This window comes from Fibrella musci (assembly GCF_041321105.1).
GTDB classification, from domain to species: domain Bacteria; phylum Bacteroidota; class Bacteroidia; order Cytophagales; family Spirosomataceae; genus Fibrella; species Fibrella musci.
The window spans coordinates 601,422-619,394 of the sequence record NZ_JBGGWD010000004.1; the positions used below are offsets into that span (position 1 = coordinate 601,422).

Here is a 17,973-nt window from a genome sequence, read left to right on the forward strand (position 1 = left end):
TCAGGAAACGACTTCGCGAATGTTGATGCCGTAGGCGCACCGGAAGTGGCCCAGTGGGCAGGCTTTCCGGCCATGCAGGTTGCAGGAGCGGCACTCCAGTTTCTCGTGGGTTTCGACCACCCGCGCCTGATCGGCCAGCGGGCCAAACCCGAAGGCGGGCACTGTTGAGCAGAATACGGCGGTGGTGGGGGCATTAACGGCCGAGCACAGATGCAGCGGTGCCGAATCGTTTACGTAGTTCATGCGGGCCCCCTGCATGAGCGCTGCCGACTGAAGCAACGACAACGTACCTGAGAGGTTGACGACCCGGTCGTCGGCTACGGCGGTTCGGATGGCTTCGCAGGCGGCCCCGTCCGACGGTGCACCGAGCAGATAGACTCGCCGGTCGGGGGGCATGAGCCGGATGGCCTCAATCCATCCCTGCGCCGGAAACTGCTTGGTAAACCACACCGACGTAGGAGCAATGCAAACGTAGGGTTGCGTCTGATACGAGCGGATGGCGGCGTAGTCGGCGGGGGTAGGGTAGAGCTTGGGGCGGGTACGTTCCGTCCCGAAATGACCCAGCGGCGTCAGCAATTGAGCGTTGCGGTCGACCTCGTGCAGCCCAGTCCCAAACTGATGGGGGACCTGGTGGGTGAACCAGCGCGAAAAGGGGTTTTTGTCGAACCCAATGGTTGTTTTTGCCCCCGACAGCGCCGTGAGCAGGCCCGTGGCGCCGAAGCGTTGCAGGTTGATGACAACGTCGTATTGGGTATCCCGGATCTGCTGCCCCAGTTGCCAGAGGCTGCTATATTTTCCGGTTTTCTTCTCCCAGATGAGCAACTTGTTCAGAAAAGGGTGATTGGCCAGCAACGACTCGTTACCCCGCCGCACCAACATGTCGAGTTGGGCGTCTGGGTAGTGGTCGTGTAACCGCTCCAGCAACGCCGTCGCCAGGATGACGTCGCCAATAAACGCGGTTTGAATAAGTAGGAACCGACCCGGCATGGAAGGGGTTAACTTGATTAACGTTTTTAGTGTAGCGTTTTCAGCTTTCAGCTATTCGATGGTCGCCCATCAGTTGTACATACTTAGTCAAAGGTTGGTGAACAAATTGAGAACTGAAAACTTCAAACTGAAAACTGAAACCTTCATTTAGTTTGGAAGAATACCAGATGCACCGGCTGCCCAACGGCATCCGCATTGCCCATAAACAGGTTCCATACACGCAGATTGCCCACGTGGGCCTCATGCTCGACATTGGAAGCCGCGACGAACAACCTCTGCAACAAGGCCTTGCCCACTTTTGGGAGCACATGGCTTTTAAGGGAACGGCTCGTCGGCAGGCGCACCATATTATTAACCGGCTCGAAAATGTGGGTGGTGAACTCAACGCCTACACCACTAAAGAGAAGGTTTGTTTTCATGCCTCGGTACTGGGTATTCACGCTGAAAAAGCCATCGAACTGCTGGCCGACATTGCTTTCTACTCCACCTTTCCCGAAAAGCAGATTGAACGCGAACGGGGGGTGATTCTGGAAGAGATGTCAATGTATTACGACTCGCCCGAAGATGCTATTCAAGATGATTTTGACGAGCTTGTCTTTCCGGGTCACTCTTTAGGTAATAATATCCTCGGAACGGCTGATACCGTGCGGTCGTTTACCAAAGAAGCGCTACAGACCTTTATCGATGAAAACCTTGATACCGAACGCGTTGTGTTTGGTTCGGTGAGCAACATGCCGTTTGCCAAGGTAATCAAGATGGTTAGTAAGTATTTGGCGCCAATTCCGGCCAAATCGTCGGCTCGGCAGCGCACTGCACCGGCCATCTACGTACCCCGGCACGACCGGGTCAAGCGGCCAATTACGCAGGCGCAGGTGGCCATTGGTCGCCCCGCCTACAGCCTCACCGACCCCGAGCGGCTGCCGTTTTTCATGCTCGTGAATTTATTGGGCGGTCCCGGCATGAACTCACGCCTCAACATGAACCTGCGCGAACGCTATGGACTGGTGTATTCCATCGACGCCAGCTACACGCCGTATCTGGACACGGGGTATCTGGGTATTTACTTCGGTACTGACCCCAAACAGGTTGAGCGCAGCATGACGCTGATTCACCGTGAGTTTAAAGCTTTGCGCGAAAAACCGTTGACCACCAGCCAGTTGCACAATACGAAAGAGCAGCTGATGGGGCAGCTGGCCATGGCCGAAGAAGGTAACAACAGCTTTATGCTGATGATGGCCAAAAGCCTGCTTGATATTGACCGGGTAGAGCCACTGACCGACATTTTCCATGACATTCAGGCCATTACGGCTGCTCAGTTACAGGACGTAGCCGTGGCTATGCTCAACGAAGATCAGTTCAGTTCCTTGGTGTTCGAGCCGGAAGCCACTTTGTAATCGAAGGCTGGCGGGCCAGGGAATTTCCTTTTTTGCCGTGATGAACATCACCCCCGTAGGGTTGATCAACGTATAGGCTTCGACCGTGTGTTTCGGGGCCGTACGTATGATCAACCCTACCTTGTTTAAGCGGTGAGTCCATTTCTACAAATAATCCAAACAGAACGATCGTAGCGGCAGTTGTATACGCGTAGCGTTGCTTCACAGACAACGGCCTATACACTCAATGTTACTTGAACTGCTGCCATGATGACCGACCCGACTACTCCTTCCCTTTGGAAAGCCAAACCCAAAAACGTCGCCTTTATTGGCGATTACCTGCCTCGTCAGTGCGGTATCGCTACCTTCACGGCTGATCTGTATCAATCCTACGCCCGGTTTGTGCCGGAAGCTAAGCCTTGGGTGGTTTCGGTGAACGATACGCCCGAGGGCTATCAATATCCCGATGAAGTGCGGTATGAATTTTACCAGCATGACTTGGAATCATACAAAAAAGCCGCTGAATTTTTAAATTCGAAGAACGTCGATGTCGTTTGTTTGCAGCACGAATACGGCATTTACGGTGGGCCGGCGGGTAATTACATTCTGACGCTGATGCGCGGTTTGTCAATGCCTATCGTATCGACCTTCCATACCATTCTGAAAACCCCCGATCAGGATCAGCTCCTGACGTTGAAGGCCATCGCCGATCTGTCGGCCCGCGTGGTCTGCATGTCGGAGAAAGGGCGGCAATTCCTGACTGATATTTACGAAATCCCCGACGAGAAAATTGACGTAATCGCCCACGGCATTCCCGACATGCCGTTTGTCGATCCACACTTCTACAAAGACCGGTTTGGGCTGGAAGGCAAACAGGTGCTGCTTACCTTCGGTCTGTTATCGCCCAACAAAGGCATCGAGAACGTGATCAACGCGCTGCCGCGGATTGTGGAGAAATTCCCGAACGTAGTCTATATGGTGTTGGGAGCGACCCACCCGCATCTGGTGCGGAATGAGGGCGAAGCTTACCGCGACAGTCTGAAAAAACTGGCCGACGACAATGGGGTACGCGATCATGTGCAGTTCTACAATCAGTTTGTCGAACTCGACGACTTGCTCGAATTTCTGGGCGCGGCTGATATTTACATCACGCCTTACCTGAACCCCGCCCAAATTACCTCAGGTACGTTGGCGTATTCGTTCGGCGTGGGGAAAGCAGTGGTTTCGACACCATATTGGCATGCCGAGGAACTACTGGCCGAAAACCGGGGCCGGTTGGTGCCGTTTGGCGACGCCGACGCCATTGCTGATCAAATCATTGATTTGCTGACCGACGAGCCAACCCGTCACGCCATGCGGAAACGGGGGTATCTGATGGGCCGCGAGATGATCTGGGAAAATGTGATCAACCAATACGCCGATTCGTTTGGGCAGGCTCGTCAGGAGCGGATGGTGGGCATTGCACCGGGTAGCCTCTACACGGGTAGCAATGGCCTGCAACTCCCGACGATCAAACTCGATCATCTGCTCCGCCTAACCGACTCCACCGGTATTATCCAGCACGCGCGTTACCACCTGCCTTTTTACGAAGAGGGGTACTGCACCGACGATAATGCCCGGGCGTTGATTCTGAGCATGTTGCTGAAAGAGACCGGGCAGTATGACCGGCGCGTCGAACAGCTGGCTGATACCTACATGGCGTTCCTGAATTATGCTTATTCCGATGAGCATAAGCAGTTTCGGAACTTCATGAGCTACGACCGTCGCTGGCTCGAAGATGTGGGCTCGGAAGATAGCACCGGGCGTACAATCTGGGCGCTGGGTACGTGTATCGGTCGGGCCGACGATTCCAATTCGTTGACGTGGGCAATGAGCCTGATGGAAAAAGTGCTGCCAAGCACCGTGACGATGCGCTCGCCGCGGGCGTGGGCGTTTGCCCTGTTGGGAATTCACGAATACCTTAAACGCTTCTCCGACGACCGGCTGGCGAAGACAATCCGGCAGCGGCTGGTGGAGAAACTGCTGTTCTGCTTCAACGAAACCGCCACGCCCGACTGGGTTTGGTTTGAAAATACCCTGGCCTACGACAACGCCGTACTGCCCCATGCGCTGCTGACCTCCGACGACCCCGAGGCCGTCGATACGGGGCTGCGGGCACTGCATTGGCTGATGGACATTCAAACCGCCGCAGGATCGGGCGACAGTGCGCAACGTACCCAACGAGGGCACTTCCAGCCTATTGGTTCCAACGGTTTTTACGTGAAGGGGCAACAGCGCGCCTATTTCGATCAACAACCGCTCGAAGCCCAAAGCTCGGTTAGTGCCTCGCTGACGGCCTGGCGCCTCACCGGTAACCTTGAGTGGCAGCGACGGGCGATGCGGGTATTCCGCTGGTTTATGGGCCAGAATGACCTCGGTCTGCCCTTGTACGACTCCACGACGGGCGGCTGCCGCGACGGCCTGCATATTGATCGGGTCAATCAGAATCAGGGTGCTGAATCGACGCTGTCTTACCTGCTGGCGCTCACCGATTTGCAGCTGACGTTACAGCCAACCCCCGAAAAAAGCTTTGTCCGCACAACGCCGGTTGCGCTATCTTAGCAAGGTAACTGATAGAAAAATAAGTCCAAGGCTCAACGGTTAACGTTCAAGGATGTACCAAGCAGGCTATTTGAACGTTAATCGTTGAACTTTGGACTTTGAACTTTTTTTATGAGCGTGAAAGCCACCCGTACGGGTATTGTTCTTCGGCCCGACCCGGCCCGCGTGTTGTTCCGACCATTTGAGCTGGGTAATAGCAGCCGCGTCCTGAAAATTATCGCCCGTGTCAACTCGCTGACCGAAGACGAAGTACAGCAAAAACTCGATGAAGTAATTCGGGAATTCGGCAGCCGACATTACCGGCTGAACAACTTTTTCCTGAGGCGCTTCGATCAGGTAAAGGAGCAGTTGCTCACCGACGAGCCGCTCACCGACGAGCGAAAACTGCTGCTGGGGGCTTATTTTACAATGGAATATTCGCTTGAATCGGCGGCGTTGTTCAACCCGTCGATGATCTGGCATCCCGACCAAAGCAACCTCCCCGACGGCTATAAGCGGTTCATACTGAGCCTGCGTGCTACGGGAGAAGGCCACATTTCATCGATCTCGTTCCGGACTGGGTACGTTGATGGCGAGGGGAAAATTGTGCTGCAAAAGCCGTCCCGTTACGTGACGTCGCCCGAAGCGATCGTGAGTCAGCAGTTTGATAAGGCGCAGTTTGTGCGCAAACTGTATGAACTCCGGCTCATCAACAGCATCTCGGAGAACATCCTGGCTGGCTTACCCGACGAATTTACGCTGCCCAACATCGAGGCGCAGGTCAAGCGGGTGATGAGTCAGTTCCGGCACAATGCCGAGTATGAAGCCGTTACGAGTGGGCTGCTGGCGCTGGCCCGGTCGAACTACGAAATGCACTTCGACGACGATCAGAGCCTCGATGAACGCTGTATTTTCCCTTACTCGCCCAACGAAACCAATGGCATTGAAGACGCTCGGTTCGTGGAGTTTCGGGACGACGACGGCGAAGTGACGTATTACGCAACCTACACCGCTTATAACGGCCGCGTGACGTTCCCGCAACTGCTTGAAACAAAAGATTTCACGCATTTTGCCGTGAGTACCCTCAATGGGGCCGAGGTTCAAAATAAGGGCATGGCGCTGTTTCCGCGGAAGATCAACGGGCGGTATGCCACCCTGTCACGACAGGATGGCGAGAATATCTACTTAATGTATTCCGATGATCTGTATTTCTGGCAAACGAAAGAGATACTGGCCAAACCGACCTTCCCCTGGGAGTATGTTCAGCTGGGTAACTGTGGCTCGCCAATCGAGACTGAAGCGGGTTGGCTGGTGCTTAGCCACGGCGTCGGACCGATGCGGAAATACGCTATTGGAGCGTTTTTGCTCGACCTTAACGACCCTTCGAAAGTGATTGGCCGAACCAAAGAACCACTGCTTAGTCCCGATCAAAACGAGCGGGAAGGCTATGTACCCAATGTAGTCTATAGTTGTGGTGGGCAAATTCATGGTAATACACTCATCATCCCCTACGCCATGTCGGACTACGCGAGCAGCTTTGCTACCGTTAATGTCGATGAATTGCTAGCCGAACTGACAGGTAAGGAACTGGTAGAAAAGCCGGTTACTGCCGAATAGACAAGTCACCTTATAGCGTAAGTAGTACTGCTTATGGTCATGCCAATCCTAACATAGGGTTGGCATTTTTTATTTTGAGTAATTACTTAAATTACTTATATATACAGAATAAAATGTAGGTAAAGTAGCTTATATGCCGAATGAAATTCTAAAAAATGTTAAAATTTAGTTGGTTAGCCTGCTAACGATTTTTTAACTTTGAGTTAAGTTTTTGCCATTTTTTATAGCTCACTTAATCTAATTACTTCATTCACAATGAGAAAACTTCTAATGCTGGTGCCGCTCTTGCTGTGCCTGATTAGTATGCCGCTACTGGCGCAGGATCGGGCCCTGACGGGCCGGGTTACTTCCGGTGAAGATGGCTCTGCCCTGCCGGGAGTAAGCGTAGCCCTGCGTGGCACTACGCGTGGTACGACAACTGATGCTGAAGGGCGTTACACGCTGAACGTACCTGCCAACAATCCGGTGGTTGTCTTTTCGTATATCGGTTTCGCCTCGCAGGAAGTACAAATAGGCAACCGTACCACTGTCGACATTGCGCTGGCACCCGATCAGGCAACACTCAACGAAGTGGTCGTAACGGCGCTTAACATCGCCCGTGATCGTAAAGGGTTGAACTACGCTGTACAGGACATTCAACAGGCTAAGCTGAACATCGCTCGTGATCAGAACGTAGGTAACGCGCTGGCGGGTAAAATTGCCGGTGTGCAGGTACTAGGTCAGTCGGGGGCTAAGTTTGGTAACCCAACGATCCGTATCCGGGGTATCAACTCCCTGACGGGTAATGACCCGCTCTATGTAGTAGATGGTACGCCTACCGACATTAGCCAGGTAAATATGGATGACGTAGAGACGCTATCGGTGTTGAAAGGGCCTTCTGCAACGGCCCTGTATGGTAACCGGGCATCAGCAGGTGTTATCGTTATTACGACGAAACGGGCTAAAGCCGGTGAAACCCATCTGGACGTCAACCACAGCACCACGCTCGATATGGTGGCTCTGCTGCCCAAGTACCAAAACGAGTATGGTGGTGGTTACTCACAAGCTTTCGACACATTTACGTATAATCCAGCTATTCACCCTGCCGATTGGGCTCGTTTCAACGGTCAGCGCATTTTGGATTATTCGGCCGATGAAAGCTGGGGCCCCCGCCTCGACGGACAGCCGCACCGCTCGGCCTTCTCATGGCAGCCCGGTCCGCAGTTTGGCGTTGAGACTCCTTACGAAGCTCAGCCGAACAACGTACGTGACTTCTTTGAGAAGCCAATCAGCAACAATACGAACATTGCCTTTTCGCAAGGTTCTGAAAATTTCCAGAGCCGTATTTCGTACACGCACATCATCAACAATGGTATCGTGCCGAACTCATCGCAGACCCGCGATTATATCAGCGCTAAAAACTCGCTGACATTCGCTAAGAAGCTAACGGCTACGCTCAATATCAACTATACCGCTACAAATACGCAAAACCAGCCAGCCGACCGCTACGGCTCGACAGGGGGGACGGGCGTGAGTAACTCGCTATTTGGCGTATCTAACCCGATCCTGAACGGCTTTAACCAAACGATCGGATCGTTTAACCAGTGGTTCCAGCGTCAGTTGCGCATTGAAGACCTGCGCAATTACCAAAACCCCGACGGTACGTTCCGGAGCTGGAATATTGGTGGCCCCGAAGATCCACGTCCGAAATACTGGGATAGCCCCTACACTCAGGCGTATGCCAATACCAACCAAAACCGGGGCACACGTTTATTTGGCGACATAGGTCTGGCTTACCAGCTGACGCCTGCTCTCCGGCTTGCCGGTACGATTCGCCGTGACCAGAGCAGCTACACGCAGGATGGTCGTATTGCCATTGGTACGTTGAACGAAGGCAGTCTGGGCGGTTACTCGCAGCTTACGGCCAACACGATTGAAAATAACTACGAGTTACTGGCGACATACAACCAGAACTTGACTAATTTCTCAATCATCGCCAACGCCGGGGGGAACATCCGTTTCAATCGGACTCAGGGGATGTTCGGTTCAACGGTAGGTGGTTTGTCTGCGCCAAACTTTTACAATCTGGCAGCTTCGCTTAACCGACCCCTGCTGAACAACTATCTGTTCGAGCGGCAGGTCAATAGCGTGTTCGGTAACGTGAGCGTTGGCTACAAAGAGTTTGCCTTCATCGAAGCGTCGTTGCGTAACGACTGGTCATCAACGTTGCCCCAAGCCAACAACTCGTACCTGTATCCATCGGTGTCGGCGGGTTTGATCGTGACGGAGTTGCTGCCACGCAGCAATATTGTCTCGTATGGTAAACTCCGGTTTGGCTATGCACAGGTAGGTACCGACGTTGGGCCTTACCAGACATCGCTTGCCTATCAGACAGGGCTACCGTTTGGCAATACGCCTTCCAGCGCACTGCCCACGACGCTGCCCAGCGGTACGCTACAGGCGGGTCTGTCATCGTCGTATGAAGGTGGGTTTGATCTTCGTTTCTTCGGAAACCGTATTGGTCTGGAATTCACAGCCTATCAGAACAACAACACCAATCAGATCATTGCACTGCCAGTGGCCCCCACAAGTGGCTATCTTAATGCATTTACCAATGCTGGTCTGATTCAGACGCGCGGTCTGGAACTGCACATTTCGGCTAGCCCGTTCCGTAGCCCCAACGGCTTTAACTGGGACTTCGATATCAACGCCGACCGGAATACCTCGCAGGTGGTAAGTCTGGCCGAAGGCCTGGATAACTACCAACTTGATGGCCCGCAATGGCGTACACTGACGCTCAATGCTCGTGCCGGTCAGGCGTGGGGTACGTTGTATGGTCAGGGTATTCAGAAAGACGCGCAGGGACGCAATCTCGTATACCCGGCCACGCAGGAGAACATTGATGCTGGTCGTGCCGGCCTGTATATCAAGGAGGAGAATGTGAACCTTGGCTCTGTGCTGCCGAAATTTAAAGGTGGATTTATCAACACCTTTACGTACAAAGGTTTATCGTTGCGGGTGAGCACCGACTTCGTGGTTGGCGGTAAATTCTTCTCGACGACCAAGATGTTTAACGCTTATTCTGGGCTAGGTGCTGAAACCGTAGGGTCAAATGAGATCGGTGGCAACATCCGCGACGAACCTTACGATACGGATGCGCCAAACTACAATGCCAAGGGCGGGATTCTGCTTGATGGTGTTACGCCGGAAGGTCAGCCTAACACGTATCGCGTTAGTTCGCAAAACCTCTACGAAAACTGGCTCTTTGCGCTCAACGAGCGTTGGATTTACGACAAAACCTACGTGAAACTGCGGGAAGTGGCCCTGGGCTATAGCATCCCCAAGCGCTTTCTGGGTAATGTCGTGAAATCGGCGAACGTATCGCTGATCGCCCGCAACCCGCTATTGATTTACAGCGCGATTGGCGGTGGTATCGACATCTCTGAGTCGGAAACGCTCTGGTACGAAGGCGGTCAATTGCCACCGGTTCGTTCGTTCGGTATCAATGTTCGTTTAGGCTTCTAAAAATGCCGTTTGTGAGACGTTATTGCCCACGGGTACGTTATCTACTTACGGCATAGTGTCTCACAAACAGTAAACACATCTTCCATTAATTTCGATGAAACGGATCAACGCACAAGCGTCCATTCTCCTGACAGGGTTGCTGCTTGCCACAGCCGCCTGCAACGATTTCGGAGACCTTAACGTCAACCCTAACAACCCGTTGCAACCGAATACGGCTAGTTTGCTGACGGGGGTCGAGCGAACTGTAGGGGCGCTTACAGCCCAAACGTCTCCCGGTGGCTTTAACATCACGCCTGCTATTTATGTACAGCATTTCGGCGATGTGACATATATCGAAGAGTCGCGCTACAAGACGATTAACTTCAGCTATAATGGCATTTATGCCGGCCCGCTGGTTAACCTTCAACAAATCATCACTGAAAACACGACGGAGGCTACGAAAGGAGCTGCAGGTAGCTACGGATCGAACACCAATCAGATTGCCATTGCGCGGATTCTGAAAGCGTTTATTTACCAGCAACTGACCGACCGTTTCGGGGATATCCCGTACTCGCAGGCGTTACAGGGGAGTGCTAATTTCTCGCCTGCCTTCGACAAACAACAGGATATCTACACTGACCTGTTTAAAGAGTGGCGTGAGGCTTCGGCTCAGTTTACAACGGGGGCAGCCGTTCAGGGAGATGTTATCCTGAATGGCAATACGGCTCGCTGGAAGAAATTTGCCAACTCGCTACGGTTGATCGCAGCGCTTCGCATTTCGAAAGCCGACCCAACTAAGGGTAAGCAGGAATTTAACGATGCATTGACAGCTGGCGTATTTACGGCCAACTCCGATAACATTCAGTATCAGTGGCTGGCAGAAACCAACAACGAAAACCCGCTCTACAACAACTACATCACGACCAATCGTAAAGATTACGCGGTAAGCAACACGTTTGTTGATTACCTGAAGAGCGTCAGTGATCCGCGGTTGCCTTATATGGCGGCAACAAACAATTTGGGCGAATATCGGGGAGTTCCTTACGGCGTTTTCCCGGCACAAGGCAAGGCACAGGACTTCTCATTGGCAGCAAGCACCATCAGTGCCCGCACGGCACCGACGAACATCCTGACGTATGCAGAGGTACTGTTCGCACAGGCTGAAGCGGCTAAACTTGGTTGGACGACTGGAAATGCTAAAGCGTTGTACGAAGCCGCCGTCAAAGCGTCAATGCAACAGTGGATGGGCTCGGCTTACACTGAAGCCGCTTACACAGCTTACATCGCTCAACCCAACGTAGCCTATTCTGACGCCGCTGCTATTGAGCGCATTGGTACGCAACGCTGGATCTCGCTCTTCTTCCAGGGGATGGAGGCGTGGTCGTCGTGGCGCCGGACGGGCTATCCTGTTTTGAAACCAACCGTGGCAACGTTGAATGGTGGAACGGGTATCCCTCGTCGTTTGGCTTACCCGGTAACGGAAACGACGCTCAATGCCAAAAACTACGCCGACGTAACGGCTCGTCAAGGTAAAGACGATCAGTATACGCGCGTTTGGTGGGATAAACAATAAGCCTCCCGGCAAAAGATCAAGCCATAGTGTATTGATGGCAATACAGTTAGTACAAAAAACGCCCCGACTATTCCTGGTCGGGGCGTTCTGCGTTTAAACCTGCATATTTATCCTGTTGAGAATACGGCGGTGGATAGTGTTTAGACGTACCTGTACAGACGAGATCAACGTGCCTGATTTACTTACTATATAGTTGTAAACAACTGGTAACGTACCCAGCCAGCTACGGCTGCTTTATCGACAAAACGATCGGGGCCATACTGAGCGAGCAACCCGAATTTAAGTTTGACTACGTACCTAAGATCTGAAATGGGTTTGCGGTTCAATCTCGTTGCTCGTGCCCAAGTGGCAGCGCTGTTATGTGCTGGAACGCTTCAACACCTAAACCTAAAACGTGTTTGCTCGCAGTACATAGTCCTTAAATTTCAGATTGGTATTGAACCAAAAGTAAACGCCCCCGGCCAGTGTTGGCCGGGGGCGTTTACTTTACTCAGGTACGTCCCTACTAGCTTTTCTTGAGCGTTTCAGTAATGACCCGGTCACCACCTGCACCTGCATATTTGTAGCTCAGCGTGAAGGTCTTGGTCGCAGCATCATACTTATTTACCCCGAATTGAACAGTAGCCGCACTGGCTGTGCCACCCGGCGTCAGCGTAACCGTGTTGTCAGCGTTAACGCGCAGTTGCATGGTAGCAGCGGAGCCCAAATCAGCAAACTCCGTTTCGCTCGTGCTGGCATCAATCGTCGACAGTGTTTTGGTCCGCTTAATATCACGCGGGCCAGCCGTAGGGTGATCAAATACCCCTGTTGACTGGTACGAACCAGCGTAGATATTGTTTACCTTGATGGCATACACACCCGTGTTCAGGTTCGAGGCGATTATAGCGCCCGTTGCTGCGGTAATCTTCAACGGCAATGCATACGACTTTTTCAGGTCGATCTTTGACGTAGTCAGGTTCACAACAAATGGCACGTCACGCTGCCCGGCCTTAATGGTCAGCTGCGTACTTGGAATCGTGTACGTATCAGCTGGCAGCAGTTCGTAGCCCGTTCCCGTAAGTAAGCTGGGATCAACGCTTACAGTGGCCGTTACATCGGTCGTCAGCAATTCGGGTGAGGCCATATTCACCTGGAACAGCGTCGTGGGGACTGCGCTCGATGAGAAATCGACGCCCAACACTTTGCTGCCACCACCGCCGCCATAGATGCTCACGATGGGCTGGCCGCCAACGCCATTAATGATGTCGGTATATCCTTTTTCCTTCAAGCAACTGCTGGTCGTTACCAGTAGACTCAATGCGGAGAGGCCCGTCAGAATGTATTTTTTCATGATTATTGATACGGTTGATGAGGAATTACTTCATCCAGAAAATCTTGGTGTCAAATTGGCTGATGGTGCCCTGAGCCAATACGTTGGCTGAGTTGGTACCTTGTTCCTGCTGCGGATAGAGCAGCCGTGCTACGGGTTTAGTACCCACAGCGCGCGTCGATAGCGGCACTTTGGGGAAGCCGGTGCGGCGGTATTCTGTCCAGGCTTCAAAGCCACCAAAGGCACCCAGGGCTACCCATTTCTGAGTGATGATCGCCTCCAGTTTATTAGTCGACGCAGCATAGTTGTGGCCCGAGACGGGGTCACCATAATACGTGGCCGCCGCTTTAGCTGCATCGGTTACACCCAGGAATTTGAACGACTCGGTAATACCGTTTTCAAACAGGGTCTGGGCGTTGCCCGACGTGTAGCCCCGGAAAGCCGCTTCGGCTTGCAGGAAGAAGCTTTCGGCCGACTGCATCAGCACCTGCGGTTGATCAAAGCCCTTCAGGATAGCTGGCCCAAAGCCTGACGTTTTTGCGTACAGATAAGGGTCGCTGCCTTCGCCAAACGGTACACCCCGCCACTTGCCATCATTGGCCAATACGGCGAAGCGTGTTAGACGCGGGTCGTTGTTGTTCACTAGGTACGTGATGAAGAAATCGGCGTTAGTGTAGAAATCGTGGTTACCCGATAGCGTGTTCGACACCGTGAAGCCGTAGTTCTCCCAGAAGGGGTTTTGCTTACCGGTCGATTTCAGGTAGCCGGGAGTCGATAGCGCATTTTCATTGGCACCAAGGAAGCCCCCATCGGTAACGGCCTTAGCAATGCCCGATTTGATAGCCGATTCTTTAGCCGCGATGTTGGTCTGGCGAAGCAGCAGACGCAGTTTCAGCGTATTGGCAAAACGAAGCCACTTAGCCATATCTCCCGCAAACACGATGTCAGCACCACCCGGCGACGGGTTATCTGAGGCGATCGGCGTTTTCAGGTTGGTAACGGCTACGTCGAGGTCAGCCACCAGCGCGTCGTAGATCGATTGCGCGTCGTCATACTTCGGGCGCAGAACCGACGTGCCTTTCAGGGCCTCCGTGTAGGGGACGTTACCATATGTATCAACCAGACGTTGAAAGACATAGGCTTTCATCACCTTGGCAATACCGATAAAGGCAGGCTGCTTACTCGTCGTTGCTGCTTTCTCGATATAATCGTAGTCGGCCAGGTTATCATACGATGACGTCCAGATACCCGTGCTGAAGTTCGAGGGCAAATCGTAGGTCTTCTCCGGGTTAAAACCCGAAACTGAACCCGACGGTGACCAATGACCGGCCCAGAAGTGGCCAACCTGGTTATGCGTCAACAAACCAGCTGTTGCATTCAACGCCGCCGACAACACCAGCTCAGGAGTAGAGCTTACGGCGTCATTGGGGTTTTTGTTGATGTCTAGGTAGTCAGAGCCACAGCTGTTCAGCGTCAGAACGGCAGTCAGTGCGGCTATGTATTTAAGTTTTCGTAGCATAATTGTCAATGAGTTAGAAGCCAACCTGAACCGTGAAACCATATGTGCGTGTCGGCGGCGTAATTCCAGTCGCGTTAACCCCTACGGCGTTGCTCGTCGTGTTGTTGAATTCGGGGTCTGTGTAGATGTTGTCTTTCGGCAGCAGCGTAACCAGGTTACGGCCAACCAGGCCAACTGAGGCGTTTTTCAGGAAACGGGTCCGTTGCAGAAGCGTTTGCGGAAGCTCGTAGGTCAGCGACAGCTCGCGCAGTTTCCAGAAAGCACCGCTCGTTACGAAGTTCTCGCCGAAGTTCCGCAGGTTGCTATCCCAGGCACCCAGACCACCATCCCGCACAGCAATGCTCGTGTTGGGCGTATAGGTACCATCGGCATTTTTCGTTACCGAGTTGGGGAATACAAACCGTTCGCGACCATACACCGTCGTGGCGTAGGCTGAGCCCGTAAACCACATCGTTTCGGCCAGACCATGACCAATCACATTGCCACCCCGATATTCGGCGGTACCTGCCAACGTGAAGCCTTTGAATTTAAACGAGGTGTTGATACCCAGACGGTCGGGCGGGTTGGTCTGACCCATGTTGATCAGCTCACCAGCCTTGAGCGGGTAGCCCGATGCCGGATCAACCACTACGCGACCACCGGGAATCAGGGCACCTTTGCTGTCGCGCTCGCGCTCGTAGCCAACCACTTTGATAACCGGGAAAGGCTGACCCTTCACGGCGAAAATTTGGTAGAGCGATGAGTTTACCACACCGTAGTACGAGCTGAGGTTGATTTCGTCAAGACCTTCGGCGATGTCGACTACCTGCGTGTTGATGCGCGAGTAGTTGACGTTCAGATCCCAGCGGAAGCCATTCGACAGCCGCACAGGCGTTGTTTTCAAGTCCACTTCAAAACCACTGTTGTCCAGACGGCCTGTGTTGATCGTTGCCCCTGAATAGCCTGTAGCCGTCGACACGTCGATCCGCACCGTTTGGTTTGTGTTGCGCTGTGTGTAGTACGACAGGTCAAGACCAACCCGGTCGTTCAGGAACGAAAATTCACCACCAATCTCATACGAGGTTACGAATTCAGGCTGAATATTGGGGTTGTTGGCCGTGTTGCCCAGCGTGTAACCGGCCAGGCCACCATATGGGAAGCCACCGCCCGGTGAGAAGATCGTTTCCAACTGATAGGCACCAATACCAAACGGCCCGCCCAGGCTGATCTGCCCTACTTTCGTAGCCGACGCCCGGATCTTGGCGCTGCTCAGGAAGTTGCCATTCTTGATTGATGGGATAGCGTCGCTAACCACAAACGAGATATCAGCACCCGGATAGAAGAACGAGCGGCTCTGTGGAGCTAATACTGAACTCCAGTCGTTACGGCCCGTCACGTGCAGGAAGAGGTAGTCTTTGAAGCCCAGTGTCAGGTCACCATAGGCACCCAACAGGCGCGTCTTGGCGTTTTGCTGAGATACGCCCGGTTCACCAACTCGGTTACTTACGTTGTATAGCTCAGGAATAACCAGGGCGCTGGCTGATGTTTGAATCAAACGACCTTCACGCTCCTGCAAGTTGACACCGGCGATCAGGTTGGCTGAGATCGGTCCCAGGTTTTTCTTCGCATTCAGGAAGAAATCCTGGTTGAGCCGACGGAATGAACCCATAAAGTCGCCCACACCACCCGGGATGTCTTTGGCCCGGTACACGTGCTGCTTGGCGTAAGCGCTAAACGTGTATTTACCACCAAACGCCTTGCTTTCGTAGCTCTGATTGTTGATACCAGCGCGGTACGTAAAGTTGATCCAGGGAGCAGCCTGATAATCGAGTTGGAAGTTGCCCGTCAGGTAGTAATCAAGGCGATTCTGGCGGTTGTTGTCCTTCTCGAAATACGGGTTCTGGAAGTAGTCGTTGAAGTAGTTATTGGGGTTAGCCGGGTTGAGGCTCCCATCAGCCAGCTTCAGCGGTTGCCAGTTGCGGTAATTTGTCAACGTAATGTTGGCAGGCGTGTTCAGCACGTTGTTGTAGAAGTTGCTGGTGGTGCCTTCGAAATTACCCACGCGGTAATCGATGTTGAACGCGCCCCGGAACTTACCATACTGGCGAGTGGCGTTGAAGCGGCCACCTGTCCGGCTGTATGAATCACCGGGCAGAATACCCTTCGTTTTCAGGTTTTGCAGCGAGATGTAGAACGTACCCCGCTCATCGCCCGACGACAACGACAGGTCGGTCTGAGTAGTAGCCCCTACGTCATAGGCGTTGCGTTTGCTATTAGGCGAGTTGCTGTACAGGGCTTTCTGGATGGTACCATCTTCTAGCGTCTGACCGATATCGTAGGTCTGACCGTTAAACTCTGGTCCGTAGCTCTGGTTCTCGAAGGGAATATAGACCCGGCTGTAGGCTTCCGTACCTGCGCCGAACCGTTCGTTAAGCTTAGGCATGAAGCTGACGCTTTCTGCCCATGAGGTGTTTTGCAGTGAGATTTTAGGTGCACCAGCAGAACCTTTCTTCGTCGTAATGATTAAGGCACCGTTTGACGCTTCTGAACCGTACAGCGCCGCAGCGTTAGCCCCTTTCAGAATCGATACGTTTTCGATGTCGTTGGGGTTCAGAAAGTTAAGGGCGTCAGAAGGTGCTTGCGTACCGTCGATGACGATCAAAGCCTGGTTGTTACCCAGCAGTGACCGGTTACCCCGCAGGACGACCCGGTTTTGGGGGTTTACCCCGTTGTTGATCGTGTTGATCTGCAAACCTGCTACTTTACCCGACAGCGCCTGCGAAATGTTGACGGCCTTCGCCTGCACGAGTTTGTCAGACTTGACCACGTCGGTTGCCGAACCCAGCTCTTTTTGCTGCCGAGCTACACCCAATGCCGTGACTACCACTTCATTAAGCGTAGAAGCATCAACACCCAATATGATGTTCAGCACACTTCGGTTGCCAACTACAACCGTTTGCGGTTGGTAACCAACGTAAGAAAAAGTAACCGAAGCGTTGTCGTTTGCAGAAATCTGAAAACCGCCATTTGCATCGGTGGTGGTGCCGCGGGTAGTGCCTTTAATCACTACGCTAACACCCGGAATTGGTGATCCGTCGTCTGATGAAGTCACCTTGCCTGTTATAGTACGGCTTTGCGCCAATGCCGACGCAGACACCATCATGAACAGACAGAGTTTTAGTAATAATCTCATCATGTTGTTGTGAGGTTTTTGTTAAAAAATACTCCGGCAACTCTACCGGTTGAGGACAAAGTTCGCCAATGTTTTGCATAAAATTGTCAAAACAATGAATCCAAAAATAAAATAGTGGCCAATGGCTTAATATCAGAATATTATACCGGTATGAGACTTTCTTCTAATTTCTGTAACAAGCTATTATGAAATAAAAAGCAAGTAATTAATCGTATTTTAATGGCGTATAACACAAAAAAGCGAGCCGATAACATCGACTCGCTTTTCAATTACGCTTTATCCAACTATTAAGGTCTTATATCGATATCAAAAACAGTGCCGTTTACAGCATGTCACTGCGTTGTTGCTAAGTAGAACGCA

Annotated in this window: 9 protein-coding genes; 5 read left to right on the top strand and 4 right to left on the bottom strand. The window is 52.6% G+C overall.

From position 1 onward, the window contains the following. Positions 1-987 (bottom strand): glycosyltransferase family 9 protein, encoded by a 987-nt coding sequence (locus ACAW74_RS15720; protein WP_370699157.1) that lies wholly within the window; start codon positions 985-987, stop codon positions 1-3. Between the two features lie 167 nt (positions 988-1,154). On the opposite strand from ACAW74_RS15720, the gene ACAW74_RS15725 reads away from it, so the two are divergent. The 5 genes from ACAW74_RS15725 (at position 1,155) to ACAW74_RS15745 (ending at position 11,613) form a co-directional block, all read left to right on the top strand. Further along, a complete protein-coding gene (locus tag ACAW74_RS15725) occupies positions 1,155-2,381 on the top strand; it encodes a M16 family metallopeptidase (protein WP_370699288.1) in 1,227 nt (408 codons plus the stop codon). Positions 2,382-2,627: 246 nt separating this feature from the next. After that, positions 2,628-4,961, top strand: coding sequence for a glycosyltransferase family 4 protein (locus tag ACAW74_RS15730; RefSeq protein WP_370699158.1), 2,334 nt, complete (start codon positions 2,628-2,630; stop codon positions 4,959-4,961). Between the two features lie 111 nt (positions 4,962-5,072). Continuing rightward, positions 5,073-6,557, top strand: coding sequence for a glycoside hydrolase family 130 protein (locus ACAW74_RS15735; protein WP_370699159.1), 1,485 nt, complete (start codon positions 5,073-5,075; stop codon positions 6,555-6,557). Between the two features lie 255 nt (positions 6,558-6,812). Then, positions 6,813-10,061, top strand: a complete 3,249-nt coding sequence (locus ACAW74_RS15740; RefSeq protein WP_370699160.1) for a SusC/RagA family TonB-linked outer membrane protein — start codon at positions 6,813-6,815, stop codon at positions 10,059-10,061. 94 nt (positions 10,062-10,155) lie between these two features. Next, positions 10,156-11,613, top strand: a complete 1,458-nt coding sequence (locus ACAW74_RS15745) for a SusD/RagB family nutrient-binding outer membrane lipoprotein (protein WP_370699161.1) — start codon at positions 10,156-10,158, stop codon at positions 11,611-11,613. A gap of 505 nt (positions 11,614-12,118) precedes the next feature. Here ACAW74_RS15745 and ACAW74_RS15750 read toward each other — a convergent pair. Genes ACAW74_RS15750 through ACAW74_RS15760 form a run of 3 tightly spaced genes read right to left on the bottom strand, consistent with a single transcriptional unit; the run spans position 12,119 to position 17,616 of the window. Further along, positions 12,119-12,943 carry a BT_3044 domain-containing protein gene (locus tag ACAW74_RS15750; protein WP_370699162.1) on the bottom strand — a complete coding sequence of 275 codons (825 nt, stop codon included), beginning with the start codon at positions 12,941-12,943 and terminating at the stop codon, positions 12,119-12,121. A 25-nt stretch (positions 12,944-12,968) separates the two neighbouring features. After that, positions 12,969-14,441: a SusD/RagB family nutrient-binding outer membrane lipoprotein gene (locus ACAW74_RS15755; protein ID WP_370699163.1), complete on the bottom strand. Its 1,473-nt coding sequence runs from the start codon at positions 14,439-14,441 to the stop codon at positions 12,969-12,971. Between the two features lie 13 nt (positions 14,442-14,454). Then, a complete protein-coding gene (locus ACAW74_RS15760; RefSeq protein ID WP_370699164.1) occupies positions 14,455-17,616 on the bottom strand; it encodes a SusC/RagA family TonB-linked outer membrane protein in 3,162 nt (1,053 codons plus the stop codon). Positions 17,617-17,973: the final 357 nt, after the last annotated feature.